Here is a 14,845-nt window from a genome sequence, read left to right on the forward strand (position 1 = left end):
TAAAATGTTTCTTTATACAATAATATATGGCTGAGATAAAAAAAGTTTCCTTAAAGAAACAAAAACAGGCCCCATTTTTTCTTGAAAGGGGCTTATTTTCGTGTGACAATAAGAACAAGCTACTACTATCTTCTTACCGAAAGGAATTACTAGCATGTTTGATACTGTATTGTTTATCGTTGCTCTTATTGTCATTCTTTTTTTCATCGTGCAGTTCGTTTTTAAACGCAAACAAACTTCAAATAAAAAAACATCCGTTGAACCCATGAATTATGCCGAAGAAGATTCTAACTCCTACACAAGCTGGAGTGAATCTGCTTCTAACCACGATCATGATGGAGATGGAGATAGCGGTGGAGATGGAGATGCGGATGGTGACGGAAGATAGAAAAAAAGCCCCTTCTTATGAAGAGGCTTTTCTTTATTTTGATAATACTCGCTTGCCGTTGGTAAACGAATAATAGCATTCACCTGTATAAATGTCTTGGCTTTCATGTACATGAACGCCACATTTATCTTCAAGAGCAGCTTTCATCATCGATTTGGCTACGTTATACGCTTTAATTGGACGATACTTTCTCCACTTTCCTACAAGGCAAAATGAACACGACTTTAACGTGTATCCCCCAATCTTTTCAAATAGGCGAAACTCTTGACGCTTCCCTAATAATAAGGATGGGCGGAAAAAGTGAGTAGAACGGATATACAAGCTTGCGATATCTTCTTCTACTTGCCCCTTTACTTTACTGTAAAAGAATGGCGAACGAAGATCAGCACCAATTGCTGTGATCGTTAAAAAGTTTTTGCAGCGATATTTTTCTGCACATTTAGCCGCTTTTAAAGGAAATTCGTAGTCCACTTTAATGAATTTCGCTTTTGTTTTTGCTTTTTTCATTGTCGTGCCTAAACAGCAATATACATCATCAACTGCAAAGCATTCTTCGTGCTTATCAAGCTCTGAAAAATCAATTTCAAGCTGACGTAGCTTTGTGTGTTCGATTGGTAGCTTTTTTCGAACAAACACTGTCACATGGTTATATAAGCTGTTGCTTAATAACATTTTTAAAAGTTCTTGACCAACAAGTCCGCTTGCACCTAATACTAATGCTGATCTCTGTGACATTCTTTCACCTTCTCACCTGTTGTTTTTGCAATGGAAAACAGGTTGCATACACAACCTGTTTGTTCGAATTAACGATTATCAATTGTTTCTGGGTATAAATCATGATTCATCAGGCGATAATTAGCCATTTCTTCATACTTCGTACCGGGACGGCCATAGTTTGTATATGGATCAATTGAAATCCCGCCGCGTGGTGTGAATTTTCCCCATACTTCAATATATCTTGGATTCATCAGTTTAATTAAGTCATTCATAATAATGTTCATACAGTCTTCATGGAAATCTCCATGGTTACGGAAGCTGAACAAATAAAGCTTTAACGACTTGCTTTCTACCATTTTTTCATCTGGAATGTAACTAATATAAATGGTTGCGAAATCCGGCTGACCTGTTTTTGGACATAAGCTCGTAAATTCCGGACAGTTGAATTTCACAAAATAATCACGATTTGGATGTTTGTTATCAAATGCTTCTAGAATCTCTGGTGCATATTCAAACAAATAGTTTGTTCCTTGATTTCCAAGGAGTGATACACCTTCTAATTCTTCATCTTTTCGACCGCTCATTTGCATTTCCTCTCTTTCTACGATTGTCATTCTAACAGCGTTTTTTTATTTTGTATATATCTGTTTTTATTTTTCTTTGTAAATTTTTTGCTATGCGCTTACACGCCTCGTTTATTTCCCCACACAAGGGCGTGAACCTGCGGCAGAACTCTTACATCGTTCATGTTTTTAGCTGCCACTGCCTTATCGATTAACCACTCATACTTTTTAAGCAATTCTTGTGTTAACGACGCATTATCGATTGTCGTTAAGTCCTCGTTGCCTACTTGAACAAAAAATGGAACCTCAGGATAACGTTCATGAACAGACGCTGCATACTCAAAGTCCTCATCATTAAATACAACGACTTTTATGCTTATATGCGCCATGCGTTTTTCCTTTAGTAATGTCTCTATAATATCGTCTAATACGGAGAAATTTGTTTTCATTAATGAACTTGGAGGCTTAGGAGAAATCGTTAAATCATCGATCTTTAGGAACCAATCCTGATAACGGCTTCCCTGTGTTTCAAGAGCAGCTTTTACCCCTTGACTGTGCAAAAGCTCTACAAGTGAACCAATCGCCTTGATAAGCGCAGGGTTTCCTCCAGAAATGGTGACGTGATCAAAGCAATCTCCTCCAATTTCTTTTAGCTCCGTCCAAATTTGTTCTGCTGTTAGCTGACGAATATCGTTTTTAGCTGATCCATCCCACGTAAAAGCTGAATCACACCAGCTGCAGGAATAATCACAGCCTGCGGTACGAACAAACATCGTCTTACGTCCTACAACCATTCCTTCCCCTTGAATCGTTGGTCCGAATATTTCAAGTACTGGAATTGTATTAGCCACGTTTTTTCACCTTCTTTGGGCGGTAAACTACGTAACTTGTCGGCGTTTCCCGCACGAATACTTGTACGCAAGAAGGCTTATTTGGTAGTGTGTCTAGATATTCTTGAACCAACTCATAAATTTTACGGGCAACAACTTCAGTTGTAGGAAAATCATTTGGATTTTCTTCGTTAAAGATAGAATGATCGTTCAATAATGTATGATCAAATTGACCAGAAACAATTTTTTTCAATAGCGCAAAGTTTACTAAAAAGCCCGCTTCGTCTAATGTATCTCCGGCAACAGTTAGATTTACAAAATACGTATGTCCATGGACTTGACGGCATTTACCTGCTTCTGTGTGAGGAACAAAATGTGCCGCAGCAAACTGCATATCTTTGTTCAGTTCATATTCATAGTCATGAAATACTTGAGGATACATTTGTTGCAGCATTATTTCTCTCCTCCTTCTTTTGTTTGCAGGTATTGATCTAACCCGCGTTTTCGCAATTGACATGCGGGACATTCGCCGCACCCGTCAGCAACAATACCGTTGTAGCACGTTAATGTTTTTTCACGCACATACTCAAGCGCCCCTAGCTCATCGGCTAACGCCCACGTTTCTGCTTTATCAATCCACATAAGCGGCGTATGAATCACAAATTCAAAGTCCATTGATAAATTAAGCGTGACGTTTAACGATTTCACAAATATGTCTCGACAGTCTGGATATCCTGAAAAATCAGTTTCGCAAACGCCTGTTACGATATGACGGCCTCCGCTGTTTTTAGCCAGTACGGCTGCAAATGATAAAAATAACAGATTGCGGCCGTCCACAAACGTTGTAGGCAACTCTCCTTCTTTTTGCTCGATCTCAATATCATCTCGCGTTAAGGCATTTGGTGCTAATTGATTTAAAAGTGACATATCTAGTACGGTATGCTTCACACCTAAATCAGCTGCGATAGCTTTTGCTACCTCTATCTCTTGACTATGACGCTGACCGTATTGAAAAGTAACCGTTTCTACTTCTTTAAAGTTTTTCAAAGCCCAAAATAGACATGTTGTACTATCTTGACCTCCGCTAAATACAACAATAGCTTTTTCATTTTTCATCATTATTGTTCGTCTCCTTTTTGATTGAAATCAAAAGAAGAAGAAACTTTATTGAACCGTTCGTTCCCTTTGTGACTAATTTTATAACACAAAAAAGAGACTGCTCTTTTCCAGCAATCTCCCTAAAAAGCAACTAAGATACACGTCCTCGCCAGCATACACGTCAAAAAGACGCGTTGATAGAAAAGCACGTGAAAGAAGACACGCTAAAACCGTGTCTTTTGTCATCAACGATGATCTTAGTTTTTTATAGAGGGAGTTTTCGAACCTCTCCCGTACATATACAAACGTGTACGGCGTTTCTTCTTGAATTGTCATCGTATTATACCACATGCGTATGAATAATGCTATGTTTGTTGGCTTCTATCGCCTTTAGCTGCCTTATGTTTCTTTATATAAGAAAGCGCAATAAATAACACCGGAAAACAGACGCTTAGTACAAATAAATAAAACGGCCAGTAATATTTTTCAAAATAATTGAAGTACGCTGTATTAGGAATAATGTAATACGCCACGCCTGTAATAATTAGACCTAAAGGAAAGCTTAAAAAATTGCGCACCCGTAAATTACACAATTGGACGATACTTAACTGAATAGCATAGAACACAATAACAACTTTAAAAAAGATAGATAACATCCAAATAATAGCTACTAATACTTCAACATGCTGAATCGTTGCACCTAACGAAATCATTTTTCCTAATAAATAAACTGGGTAGCTGTGCATCGATGCAATATTCGCGCCAAGAGCTAATATACAAGCCGCAACTGCAATCGTAATCGTCAAGCCCGATGCGCCAGTGCCGATAACAAACATTCTTTTTACCTTTTTTCCATCTTTTATATGAGGCGTAATCATTAGAATAAAAACCAATTCCATAAACGGGTTTCCTAAAAAATAAGTGGTCCCTAATACTAAATCATCCATGCTAAATTCAAAAAAAGGATAAAGACGATCAATTTTCATCTGAGGAATATTTAAAACAATTAACAATAAAAAGGGGACTACAATCCAAGGCAAAAAGATTTCCGCGGTTCTTGCTACCACTTCAATACCTAGATACCCTCCGTATATAACAGCTAAAAGAACAAGAGCATGAATCCACGTAGGCAGCGTTTCAGGGACAATTTGAGTCGTCATGAATGTACTGATATCTCGAAGCGAAAACGTAGACTGAATGAACATAAAGAAAATGTAAATAAGAGAAATACACGTTCCTGCATAAGGACCTAGCGCCTTTTTAGCTATTTGAATGAATGTTTGCTGAGGGTAACGCTGAATCAGCCATAAAAGCACCGCAACGATTAAAAGTGCAAAGCCAATAGCAAGCACACCGCAAAACCACGCATTTTGTCTATTCGTCTCTAATAATGTAGCGGGAACTGCCAAGATGGCGCTTCCGATACAAAAAACATAAATGAGAAAAAGAAATTGTTTCGGACTAATAAATTCTTTTATTTGCATCATACACACCTTCTCTCCTACATGCTTGCTCACGTGAATAACAAATGATGAACGGTTCTAGTAAGAGGCTTAATTAGTGCCTCTAAAAAGTACAGAGGCGTAGGAACTTCTTTACGGAGTGTAATCGCTCCCCAAAAGAATAGACCCAAACCTATAAGACAAAGGTAGACGACTATCTCACGATAATACTTTTCCTTTCGGAAGTTGATCATTATTTTTTTAGTCAAATAAGCAAGCAGTACAAGTAAGGCGATAAATCCCTCCATTTTCTTTCTCCTTAATGCTTCATTTGCTTCATATATGAGTTATTTAACGTGCCTAAGCGACGGATTTGAACTTTTGCATCTAAATCGACGGTTAAATTCTCTGCGTAAATTCTGTTCCAGTCTCTTTTCATTTTGTACCATCTCTTTACATCTTGTCTGTAAAACGCTTCGCCGAAACCAAAGATATCGCTTTTATAGGTTTTTTGAGCTTTTTCTACTGCATCATTCATTTTTTCTTTCACGTCAGCTGCTGTTTTTCGTTCGAGCATATTGATTACAGCTGGGTCCTGTAAATTCACTTGACACTCTACATCAGCCACGTTCGCTTCTCCTTTTAAATCAACGTGAATATGAGGTTTATGATTTTTCATCGTAGCTGTCACCTTGACATTCGTTCGAAGCATTTCTACTCCAATGATATCATGCTGTTTTTCTTTTTTTTCGCATGGAATAACAATCAACGTACTTTTTACATTTCCTGTAATATAGTTATATCCTTTACTTTCGTCTTCATTGAACCAGCCGATAAGCTTATCATTTTGAAAGACACCTAATCCTTTGAAATTGAGCAGTGTGGAAAGATTGGTGCGAGAAATGCTGGACATATCTCCTGCATTTTTCACATTGCCTTTCACCAATACCCCTGATAATACCGCCTGCTTTCCCTGGCTGGTTAAGTTACTGATCAGTTCATTTAACTTTACTCCTCTAGTAGGTGCCCAAATACGCTGTGACACGTCTAATGAAGCAAACATATGGTTAGCTGGTATTTTTTCGATTGTTGTTAATACGTTCAAAACGCTCGATGCTTTCGTGTTTTTAGCCACAACAACAAAATAATCGGTACGCACTTCATGATCCCGAGCAAAGAAATCAAGCACTTCAGCAATACCGTCTTCCGCCATGCTTTCGCTAAGCACTAGCATTCGTAAATGAGAAAGATAAATTTTCCGCGGAGATTTTGTCGTTATTTTTCTTAACCCCTCCATTACAGACGAAGCCTTAATAGAAAATGTGGTAACAGAAGGCCCGTTTGTAGGGGTTTTGGCCTGAATATCACCAGGGTTAATCAGCTGAACTGTTACAATGATGCCATCTTCTGCTTTATCAATTCCGACGGCAACCGTAATGGCTAGCTCATTCAACTCTCGACTGCTCCAGCAGCCGCTTAATAGCAATGAACAGATACATAACATTAGAAATGCTTTCATAGTAAACGGCCACCTTTACACAGTTTAGTTTTTTTGCGTCTTTTGACGTGAAATATTCTTCTCGTTAATAAGCTTTGGCCTTGTTTTCATTTTTTTAATCGAACGTCTAATCAGAACATCCTTTTGATCACGCTTCACAAATGGAGCCATAGGTGTCATATAAGGGACTCCAAATGACCTTAAGCTGCATAAATGTAAAATCATTAAAATTAGCCCCAGGATAATACCGAACAAGCCAAAAGTAGCTGCTAAAACCATTAAGATAAAGCGCAGCATCCTTACTGCAATAGCCATATCATACACGGGTGACACAAAGTTACTAATAGCGGTGATGGATACAACGATAACCATTGCAGGTGAAACTAATCCCGCTTGTACGGCGGCTTCTCCTAAAACGAGTGCTCCCACAATCGAAATAGCTGAACCTACTGCTCGAGGCAATCGGACTCCCGCTTCTCGCAAAATTTCAAACGTAATTTCCATAATAAACGCTTCAATAATAGCAGGAAACGGAACACCTTCCCTTTGAGCTGCAATACTAATTAACAAAGCAAAAGGAAGCATCTCTTGATGAAAAGTAGTTAAAGCAATGTAAGCAGAAGGTGTTAAAAGAGCTAAGAAAAATGCCATGTAGCGCATTAAGCGAATCAATGTACTAATATCTGCGCGCTGGTAATAATCTTCGGCCGCTTGAAAAAATTGAATAAATAAGGCAGGAACCATTAATACAAAAGGTGTACCGTCTACTAAAATGGCTATTCGCCCCTCTAAAAGACCTGCTGCCACCGAGTCTGGACGCTCCGTGTTATGCATAGTAGGAAAAGGTGTATAATCTTCATCTTGAATCAACTCTTCGATATATCCGCTCTCCAAAATACCGTCTATATCAATTTTGGAAAGACGCTCATTTACCTCTTGAATGACCTGTTCATCCGCAATGCCGTCTATATAAACGAGCGCAATATCCGTTTTTGTAAACTCTCCTATTTGCTGTGATTCAATCCAAAGTTTTGGAGATTTTATTCGGCGCCGAATCAATGCGGTATTGGTTCGCAGTGTTTCTGTAAAACTGTCTCGAGGCCCTCTTACAACGGTTTGAGACTGTGGTTCAGAAACAGCCCTGTCTCTCCACCCTCTTGTACTTGCCACAATACACGTTTGATATCCTTCTAAAAACAGTACGGTATCTCCTGATAACACATGAAGAAGAGCATCATCCAATGTCTTTGCTTCCATGATTTCACCCGCTGCCAAACTATAGCTTTTAATCAATTCGTACATATTAACAATGCCATCATCATGTGTTAAATGTTCATCGTGATAGTGCATAATGGAGTCTAGCGCATAGTGTTCAACTTCGTCTTTATTTACTAATCCGTCGATGTAAGCAACACCTAAAGTAAATTTTTCTTCAATCGAAATTCGAAACTCTCGCACAACTAAATCCGTGCTCTGTCCCAATGCTTTTTTCATGCGGGATAAATTATCTCCCGCCCTCTCAGATAATTTCTGCTCTTCCTGTGTAGAAGAAGCACTAGTATCCTTAGTGTCCTTAGAGTCCTTCGATTCGTCAGCTTTTTCTTTCCGCTGTTTGGATTTATTCGTTAACTCAGATAGTTTTTTTATACGCATTGTTCATCCTCCACTACATTGAACGAAAAGAAACGGAATTTCTTCTTTTTAGTCTCTATAGTTTTTGTATGAAAAGGAAATTTATACTTGAAGCCATTTTAATAATCTTTATTTTTGACATCATTTGTGCATTTCTATAGGATAGTAATGGATAATTCTTTGTTATTATGAAGAATGTTTATGCGGAACATTGAAAGGAGTCTATACATGGCACAATCACTTAAAGGCAAAGTAGCTCTTATTACAGGAGCAGGAAAAGGCATCGGTCGTTCAACTGCGATTGAATTAGCAAAAGAAGGCGTAAATATCGGTTTAATTGCTCGTACAGAGGCAGATTTAAAGGCTGTTGCTTCTGAACTAGAAGCATTTGATGTACAAGTTGCTTATGCAACAGCAGATGTTTCTTCTATGGAAGAAGTAAACGCAGCAGTTGAGCATCTACATACAAAATTAGGGGCAACGGATATCTTAATCAACAATGCAGGAATCGGTAAATTCGGAAGCTTTTTAGAGCTAGACCCAGCTGAGTGGAAACAAATCATTGATGTGAATTTAATGGGCGTTTACTACGTAACGCGCGCCGTTCTACCTCAATTAATCGAAAAAAATGGTGGAGACATTATCAATATTTCATCCACTGCTGGTCAAAAAGGCGCTCCCGTTACAAGTGCTTACAGCGCTTCAAAATTTGGCGTGCTCGGCTTAACTGAATCTCTAGCGTTAGAAGTGCGCAAACACAATATTCGTGTAACAGCTCTAACACCAAGTACAGTAGCAACGGAATTAGCGTATAAAGAAAACTTAACGGATGGCAATCCTGATAAAGTGATGCAGTCTGAAGACTTAGCAGAAATTATGGTCGCACAATTAAAATTGCATCCTCGTATTTTTATCAAATCTGCGGGCATGTGGTCCACAAATCCATAAACAAACATAGAAAAAGGAGAGCTTCAGCTCTCCTTTTTTGTATCTTCCTTTATATGGTGGTTACCTTATTTACGTTTAGGCGTGATTTCTTCTGATAGTTCTTCAAAAGATTTCACTTTTCCATGCGATGGGTTTTGTGATTGTTTTCGCACATTCCACTGACGCTCTTTTTGACTTTTAGACTGAGTCATTTTGCTTCATCCCCTTTTTATATGCTTACATGTAGTAGGATCAAACAAGCTGCTCTTTTCCATTCATCAAAACTGCTTCCAATTTCTTTACTGCTTAGCTAAATGTATTTTAAACCATTTATCAATTTCCGCGTTATATTGATCATAATAAGCAGTTAGCGGATGGTCTCCGTTTTTGTACAGTACATATTTGTATTCTTTTCCCTGCTCATCTAATTGTTTCACAAGCTTTTCAGCCTGCGTGTGGTGAACTTTACGATCATGATCACCCTGTAAAATCAAAAGAGGTGAATTTACTTTATCGCTCCAATAAACAACAGAACGACTTTTATACCTCTCCGGATACTGCGCCGGATCTCCTACAATCGTCCGCAGCACTTGTTTCATTTCAGGCCCTCTTTGATCATAGAATTGAAACATGTCTGTAATACCTGATTGTACGACAACTGCATCAAATTTAACGCCGTTTTTCATCGTTAAATACGTCATCATGCCGCCGCGTGAATATCCTAGCGCTACCTTTTGCTGGTGATTTACATAAGGAAGCTGTTCTCCCCACTTAATAAGATTTAACACGTCGTCAATATCTTTACCGCCGTACGTCTCTGTACCTTCACTTCCGCCATTTCCCCTGTATTGAGTCGCAACCACCACGTAGCCTTTACTTGCCCAATATGATAAGTACTGCAGTGTTTTTGCGCGAATCATGCCATGTTCGCGATTTCCTCCGCGATTATATACTAAAAGCGGATAATGTTTGTCTGCAATGTCTTTAGGCTGTACTAAAAACCCTTTTATCTTTAAATTATCACTAGGATACGTAATGCTATATACATCTACTTTATTTGAATAAGGCGATAATAAATTCAATTTTTCTTTATTTACATCATCACTTTCAGCTCGGTTGAAAACCGCTGTCACACCGAGCACAGCTACAGTGATTAATGCAATGATGCCCCATTTTTTCAACAGAAACCCTCTCCTCAATAAATATCTTTTCTCTTTTATAATGAGTGTTTTCATTTGGCTTTACCCTTCTTAAATGTTTGCTAAAAAGGGCATTCATCCCATCGCCAATACAGCTTATTTATCATACCGCAAAACTCAAATTTCTTCATCTGTAAAGAAATAAGAATTCATACAAATACATTAACAAGAAAGACGTATAGTAAATTGTATTATTAAATTATAGATTTGAAAAGTGGAATGATACTTTTTTTGTCGTTTTTTACCTGTCCTTTTTCCAAAAAAAAAGCCCAGTTAAGACTGAGCTTTTTTCTTGGCAATGCCAATGCCTGTATATGCTAAAATAACTGAAAAGATCGGACAGAGAATGCTAAAGAATGTAAATGGAATATAGTCAGCTGCGGGAATATTTAATGCAGTTGAAATAAAAGCACCGCTGACACCCCACGGAATAATAGCATTAATAACCGTTCCGCCGTCTTCAAGCGTTCGTGATAAGTTTTTTGGATCTAAATTCCATTTTTCATACAGCGGCTTAAACGTCTGTCCAGGCAAGAGAATCGATAAATACTGTTCGCCTGTAATAACGTTCACTCCAATTGAAGATAGAAGCGTAGCAAAAATAACGTCTCCGCTGCGGCGAATTTGTTTTGCTAATCCTTCTAACAAAGCATCAATAATTCCAACGGCTCTCATCAAGCCACCTAGCGACAAGGCAATCATGATAAGGGAAATAGAAAACATCATGGACTGCAGTCCCCCTTTATTCACAATCGCATCCACTACTTTATTTCCTGACTCTACTGCCGGCCCGCTTTGAAGAACGCCTAGCAATTGACTCAGCGTAAATTCATGCTGTGTGATCATTCCTGTAATGATGGCCGTTACAATACCTAAAACTAACGTTGGCAGTACATCGACTCTTCTCATCGAAAAAATAAGAACTAAAAGTGGAGAAAGCAACGTTAACACGTGTAAATTAAACGTATGTTTTAATGCGTCTTGAATTCCTTGAATTTCCCCGTAATTGACGCTTTCCTGATTTCCGTTGATTCCAATTACCAGTGCAATGATTGCTGTAATAACAATACTTGGAACCGTCGTCCACGTAATGTGCTGAATATGTTTAGGAAGCGGCACTCCAACGATACCAGAAGCAAAATTTGTTGTATCAGACAAGGGAGACATCTTATCTCCAAACACAGCTCCTGAAACAATCATCCCCGCTGCTAGCCCTGGGTGTACACCAATAGCAGTTCCTACGCCAAATAAAGCGACCCCTACCGTACTGACGGTTGTTAATGAACTTCCCGTGAATGTTGAAACTAATACGGTAATAACCAAAGCGCTAATTAAAAAGTACTGCGGTGAAATCCAGTGGAAACCGTAGGATAAAATCGTCGGTATCGTTCCTCCTACCATCCAAATCGCAATAAGCATCCCGATCAGCATTAAAATAAGGATAGGCTTAATGCCCAGTCTAACACCGTCTAAAATCCCTTTCTCCATTTCTGTCCACTTATATTTCAACAAAAAGCCAATCACACTAATAAATGCTACACCAAATATCAGCGGAATATGAGGCGGCAGCTTTAACGTAAATAATGAAACAAAAATAATAGCTAATAGCACCAAAACCACCGCTATTGATTGTATAAATGAAATTTCTTTTTTCATGAGGTATTCCCTTTCTATCTTTCTTTTTCACTTAAACGCTTTTATGCTTTTATGCAGTTAAGTGCAAACCTTCTTGAGTATAATTTTTATCCTTCTTGCTGTCAATAACTTATTTTATCCAACGGTAAGCTCTGCACTCATCTTTCCACTTTTCTTCTTATTAATATTAATTCCCTCTCCAAGCAGATCATTGTACAAAATGTCTCTTATGTTTTTACATGTATAGAACGGGTACACATAAAACACATCTTTTTTTAATGTACTGCCTTTTGTACATAAGCGAGGAACTTCCTTCAAAAATTTTTTAAGCAAAAGACTTGAAAGTCAAAAAAGGTCAAAGTATAATAAAATTACGAAAGGTCAAGAAAGGTCAAACACCTGCTGATCTTCGATTAAAATCATTTAGGGAGGCTAATTAAATGATTTGTCAAAACTGTAATAAACGTGAAGCATCTATTCAATTAAATGTACAAACAAATAACCAAAAATCTCAATATCGTTTATGTCATACATGTTATCAAGCACTTATGAAAGAACATAAAATCCCATCAGGTTTTGGAGGTGGCGCCTTTATGAACATCGATGATTTATTCAAGCAAATGGCGCACGAACAAGCTGCACCGGAGCAGCCACAGCAAGGAAATGGCGGCGGCGGCTTTTTAGATCAATTTGGTCGAAACTTAACTCAAATTGCGAAAACGGGATTGATTGACCCTGTTATTGGCCGCGAAGAAGAAGTAGAGCGCGTCATTGAAATTTTAAATAGAAGAAACAAAAACAACCCGGTGCTAATCGGAGAACCTGGTGTTGGTAAAACAGCTGTTGTTGAAGGGTTAGCTTTAAAAATTGCGGAAGGAAAAGTTCCTGCCAAGCTGCTAAATAAAGATGTATATCTGTTAGATGTAGCATCTCTCGTAGCTAATACCGGCGTGCGCGGTCAATTTGAAGAGCGCATGAAGCAGTTAATTTCTGAGCTTCAACAGCGAAAAAACGTGATTTTATTTATCGATGAAATTCACCTTCTTGTAGGAGCTGGTTCAGCGGAAGGTTCAATGGACGCAAGTAATATTTTAAAACCAGCTCTTGCACGAGGCGAACTTCAAGTAGTCGGAGCTACAACTTTAAAAGAGTACCGTTCCATTGAAAAAGATGCGGCTCTTGAACGACGCTTCCAGCCGGTTATGGTTCACGAACCGTCTGTAGAAGAAGCCGTTGAAATTCTAAAAGGAATCCAAAGTAAATATGAAGATTATCACGGCGTTAGCTATACAGATGAAGCGATCCGCGCTTGTGTAAATTTATCACACCGCTACATTCAAGATCGCTTCTTGCCTGATAAAGCAATTGACTTGCTAGATGAAGCAGGTTCAAAAATGAACTTACAGGCAGGCATTACAAATAAAGACGACGCGGCCGCTCGCTTAAAAGAAATTACAAAAGAAAAAGAGCAGGCGCTAAAGGATGAAAAATATGAAGTAGCGGCAAAACTGCGCGATGAAGAAGCTGCTCTTGAAAAACAACTAAACGAAGAACAGCAAAAAATGAATGTGGATATCGCTGACATTCAAGCAATTATTGAAAAGAAAACGGGTATCCCTGTTGGTAAACTTCAAGAAAATGAATCAGCAAAAATGAAGCATTTAGCAGAGCACTTAGCTCAAAAAGTAATCGGACAGCAGGAAGCTGTAGAAAAAGTAGCAAAAGCGATTCGACGTTCTCGCGCTGGATTGAAAGCGAAGCATCGCCCAATTGGTTCATTCTTATTTGTCGGCCCAACAGGTGTCGGTAAAACAGAGTTAACCAAAACATTAGCTGAAGAACTATTCGGCTCAAAAGATGCTATGGTTCGTCTAGATATGAGTGAATATATGGAAAAACACGCGGTGTCTAAATTAATCGGTTCACCTCCTGGCTACGTAGGTCACGAAGAGGCAGGACAATTAACAGAGAAAGTACGCCGTAATCCTTATTCCATCATCTTACTAGATGAAATTGAAAAAGCTCATCCAGACGTTCAGCATATGTTTCTGCAAATTCTAGAAGACGGACGTCTAACAGATAGTCAAGGTCGCACAGTAAGCTTTAAAGACACAGTTATCATTATGACAAGTAACGCTGGTGTAGGTGAAAAGAAAATTACGGTTGGGTTTGACGCAGAAAATGACGCACTTAAACAGGCATCCGTTTTAGATTCACTTTCATCTTATTTCAAACCAGAGTTTTTAAACCGATTTGATACAATCATTGAATTTAATCATCTTGAAAAAGACAACTTGATTAAAATCGTGGATCTTATGCTTGCTGAATTAAAAGAAACATTACAAGAACAAAACATCACGCTGAGCGTAGCAGCTGAAGTAAAAGAAAAACTGGCTGAACTTGGCTATCATCCTGCATTCGGTGCTAGACCACTCCGCCGAGCAATTCAAGAACAGCTTGAAGATCGAATTACAGACTTACTTTTAGATGACGCAGACGTATCGACAGTGAACGTAACGTTAAATGAAGCAAGCGAAATCACCGTACAAAACTAATAGAAAAAGCGACTCTACTTGAGTCGCTTTTTTTATAGAAATACTTACGTTTATTTACTTTCATCTGTTTTTTCGTCAGCACTATCCGTTGATTCTTCTTGATCATCAGCTGCTTCATCCCCAGATGAATCATCTGCTTCGTCTTGCTTCATTGTTTCCTGTGAATCATCTGTCGTTGTATCCTCCGCTTGAGTATCATCCGACTGTTCTGTTTGCTGTTCTGTGGCATCTTTTTCATCCGTTTGTGAGTTGCATGCTGTGATTAACATAATTGCTAGAAGTGATCCAAATAACTTGACTAATAAACTTTTGTTCATTTTACCGTCTCCCTTCGAATCATCTGAGCCTCTATGTAGTCACC

Annotated in this window: 16 protein-coding genes and 1 riboswitch; of the genes, 3 read left to right on the top strand and 13 right to left on the bottom strand. The window is 38.5% G+C overall.

Features of this window, described 5'->3' with window-relative positions; genetic code table 11:
* The first annotated feature begins 154 nt into the window (after positions 1-154).
* The gene (locus ACFX4E_RS07425) at positions 155-388 is read left to right on the top strand and encodes a hypothetical protein (RefSeq protein WP_028407907.1); all 234 of its coding nucleotides are present in this window, start codon (positions 155-157) and stop codon (positions 386-388) included.
* A gap of 33 nt (positions 389-421) precedes the next feature.
* Here ACFX4E_RS07425 and ACFX4E_RS07430 read toward each other — a convergent pair whose 3' ends face one another.
* The 9 genes from ACFX4E_RS07430 to ACFX4E_RS07470 form a co-directional block, all read right to left on the bottom strand.
* Positions 422-1,123, bottom strand: coding sequence for an NAD(P)H-binding protein (locus ACFX4E_RS07430; RefSeq protein WP_013055986.1), 702 nt, complete (start codon positions 1,121-1,123; stop codon positions 422-424).
* Positions 1,124-1,191: 68 nt separating this feature from the next.
* Positions 1,192-1,689, bottom strand: coding sequence for a preQ(1) synthase (queF, locus tag ACFX4E_RS07435; RefSeq protein ID WP_013082243.1), 498 nt, complete (start codon positions 1,687-1,689; stop codon positions 1,192-1,194).
* Positions 1,690-1,787: 98 nt separating this feature from the next.
* Complete coding sequence (queE, locus tag ACFX4E_RS07440; protein ID WP_081085294.1) at positions 1,788-2,519, bottom strand: 7-carboxy-7-deazaguanine synthase QueE; 732 nt, start codon at positions 2,517-2,519, stop codon at positions 1,788-1,790.
* Complete coding sequence (queD, locus tag ACFX4E_RS07445; RefSeq protein WP_013055983.1) at positions 2,512-2,952, bottom strand: 6-carboxytetrahydropterin synthase QueD; 441 nt, start codon at positions 2,950-2,952, stop codon at positions 2,512-2,514. Before queD ends, queE begins: the two co-directional genes overlap by 8 nt.
* On the bottom strand, positions 2,952-3,617 hold the full coding sequence (gene queC, locus ACFX4E_RS07450) for a 7-cyano-7-deazaguanine synthase QueC (protein WP_377257881.1): 666 nt from the start codon (positions 3,615-3,617) through the stop codon (positions 2,952-2,954). The genes queD and queC overlap by 1 nt, the downstream gene beginning before the upstream one ends.
* Before the next feature lie 230 nt (positions 3,618-3,847).
* Positions 3,848-3,891: riboswitch (PreQ1 riboswitch) on the bottom strand.
* A gap of 70 nt (positions 3,892-3,961) precedes the next feature.
* Positions 3,962-5,083 carry a GerAB/ArcD/ProY family transporter gene (locus tag ACFX4E_RS07455; protein WP_377257884.1) on the bottom strand — a complete coding sequence of 374 codons (1,122 nt, stop codon included), beginning with the start codon at positions 5,081-5,083 and terminating at the stop codon, positions 3,962-3,964.
* 26 nt (positions 5,084-5,109) lie between these two features.
* On the bottom strand, positions 5,110-5,346 hold the full coding sequence (locus tag ACFX4E_RS07460; protein ID WP_013055980.1) for a hypothetical protein: 237 nt from the start codon (positions 5,344-5,346) through the stop codon (positions 5,110-5,112).
* An 11-nt stretch (positions 5,347-5,357) separates the two neighbouring features.
* On the bottom strand, positions 5,358-6,557 hold the full coding sequence (locus tag ACFX4E_RS07465; protein WP_377257887.1) for a Ger(x)C family spore germination protein: 1,200 nt from the start codon (positions 6,555-6,557) through the stop codon (positions 5,358-5,360).
* A gap of 24 nt (positions 6,558-6,581) precedes the next feature.
* Positions 6,582-8,189 (bottom strand): spore germination protein, encoded by a 1,608-nt coding sequence (locus tag ACFX4E_RS07470; RefSeq protein WP_377257890.1) that lies wholly within the window; start codon positions 8,187-8,189, stop codon positions 6,582-6,584.
* A gap of 207 nt (positions 8,190-8,396) precedes the next feature.
* Here ACFX4E_RS07470 and ACFX4E_RS07475 point away from each other — a divergent pair, with 207 nt between their 5' ends.
* A complete protein-coding gene (locus tag ACFX4E_RS07475) occupies positions 8,397-9,116 on the top strand; it encodes a 3-ketoacyl-ACP reductase (RefSeq protein WP_377257893.1) in 720 nt (239 codons plus the stop codon).
* A gap of 65 nt (positions 9,117-9,181) precedes the next feature.
* Here the strand turns inward: ACFX4E_RS07475 and ACFX4E_RS07480 are convergent, their stop codons facing one another.
* The 3 genes from ACFX4E_RS07480 to nhaC form a co-directional block, all read right to left on the bottom strand.
* Positions 9,182-9,307, bottom strand: coding sequence for a DUF6254 family protein (locus ACFX4E_RS07480; RefSeq protein WP_013082238.1), 126 nt, complete (start codon positions 9,305-9,307; stop codon positions 9,182-9,184).
* An 87-nt stretch (positions 9,308-9,394) separates the two neighbouring features.
* Positions 9,395-10,276 (bottom strand): alpha/beta hydrolase family protein, encoded by an 882-nt coding sequence (locus tag ACFX4E_RS07485; RefSeq protein WP_014461062.1) that lies wholly within the window; start codon positions 10,274-10,276, stop codon positions 9,395-9,397.
* A gap of 291 nt (positions 10,277-10,567) precedes the next feature.
* A complete protein-coding gene (nhaC, locus tag ACFX4E_RS07490) occupies positions 10,568-11,950 on the bottom strand; it encodes a Na+/H+ antiporter NhaC (protein WP_050689424.1) in 1,383 nt (460 codons plus the stop codon).
* 419 nt (positions 11,951-12,369) lie between these two features.
* On the opposite strand from nhaC, the gene ACFX4E_RS07495 reads away from it, so the two are divergent.
* Positions 12,370-14,484, top strand: a complete 2,115-nt coding sequence (locus ACFX4E_RS07495) for an ATP-dependent Clp protease ATP-binding subunit (protein WP_377257896.1) — start codon at positions 12,370-12,372, stop codon at positions 14,482-14,484.
* A gap of 50 nt (positions 14,485-14,534) precedes the next feature.
* Here the strand turns inward: ACFX4E_RS07495 and ACFX4E_RS07500 are convergent, their stop codons facing one another.
* On the bottom strand, positions 14,535-14,801 hold the full coding sequence (locus ACFX4E_RS07500; protein ID WP_013055972.1) for a hypothetical protein: 267 nt from the start codon (positions 14,799-14,801) through the stop codon (positions 14,535-14,537).
* Positions 14,802-14,845: the final 44 nt, after the last annotated feature.

Source organism: Priestia sp. YIM B13491 (assembly GCF_042787605.1).
GTDB lineage: Bacteria > Bacillota > Bacilli > Bacillales > Bacillaceae_H > Priestia > Priestia megaterium_E.

Coding starts and splice junctions, on each gene's coding strand:
- ACFX4E_RS07425 (WP_028407907.1), top strand. CDS start 155: ATGTTTGATACTGTATTGTTTATCGTTGCTCTTATTGTCATTCTTTTT.
- ACFX4E_RS07430 (WP_013055986.1), bottom strand. CDS start 1,123: ATGTCACAGAGATCAGCATTAGTATTAGGTGCAAGCGGACTTGTTGGT.
- queF (WP_013082243.1), bottom strand. CDS start 1,689: ATGAGCGGTCGAAAAGATGAAGAATTAGAAGGTGTATCACTCCTTGGA.
- queD (WP_013055983.1), bottom strand. CDS start 2,952: ATGCTGCAACAAATGTATCCTCAAGTATTTCATGACTATGAATATGAA.
- queC (WP_377257881.1), bottom strand. CDS start 3,617: ATGATGAAAAATGAAAAAGCTATTGTTGTATTTAGCGGAGGTCAAGAT.
- ACFX4E_RS07455 (WP_377257884.1), bottom strand. CDS start 5,083: ATGATGCAAATAAAAGAATTTATTAGTCCGAAACAATTTCTTTTTCTC.
- ACFX4E_RS07460 (WP_013055980.1), bottom strand. CDS start 5,346: ATGGAGGGATTTATCGCCTTACTTGTACTGCTTGCTTATTTGACTAAA.
- ACFX4E_RS07465 (WP_377257887.1), bottom strand. CDS start 6,557: ATGAAAGCATTTCTAATGTTATGTATCTGTTCATTGCTATTAAGCGGC.
- ACFX4E_RS07470 (WP_377257890.1), bottom strand. CDS start 8,189: ATGCGTATAAAAAAACTATCTGAGTTAACGAATAAATCCAAACAGCGG.
- ACFX4E_RS07475 (WP_377257893.1), top strand. CDS start 8,397: ATGGCACAATCACTTAAAGGCAAAGTAGCTCTTATTACAGGAGCAGGA.
- ACFX4E_RS07480 (WP_013082238.1), bottom strand. CDS start 9,307: ATGACTCAGTCTAAAAGTCAAAAAGAGCGTCAGTGGAATGTGCGAAAA.
- nhaC (WP_050689424.1), bottom strand. CDS start 11,950: ATGAAAAAAGAAATTTCATTTATACAATCAATAGCGGTGGTTTTGGTG.
- ACFX4E_RS07495 (WP_377257896.1), top strand. CDS start 12,370: ATGATTTGTCAAAACTGTAATAAACGTGAAGCATCTATTCAATTAAAT.
- ACFX4E_RS07500 (WP_013055972.1), bottom strand. CDS start 14,801: ATGAACAAAAGTTTATTAGTCAAGTTATTTGGATCACTTCTAGCAATT.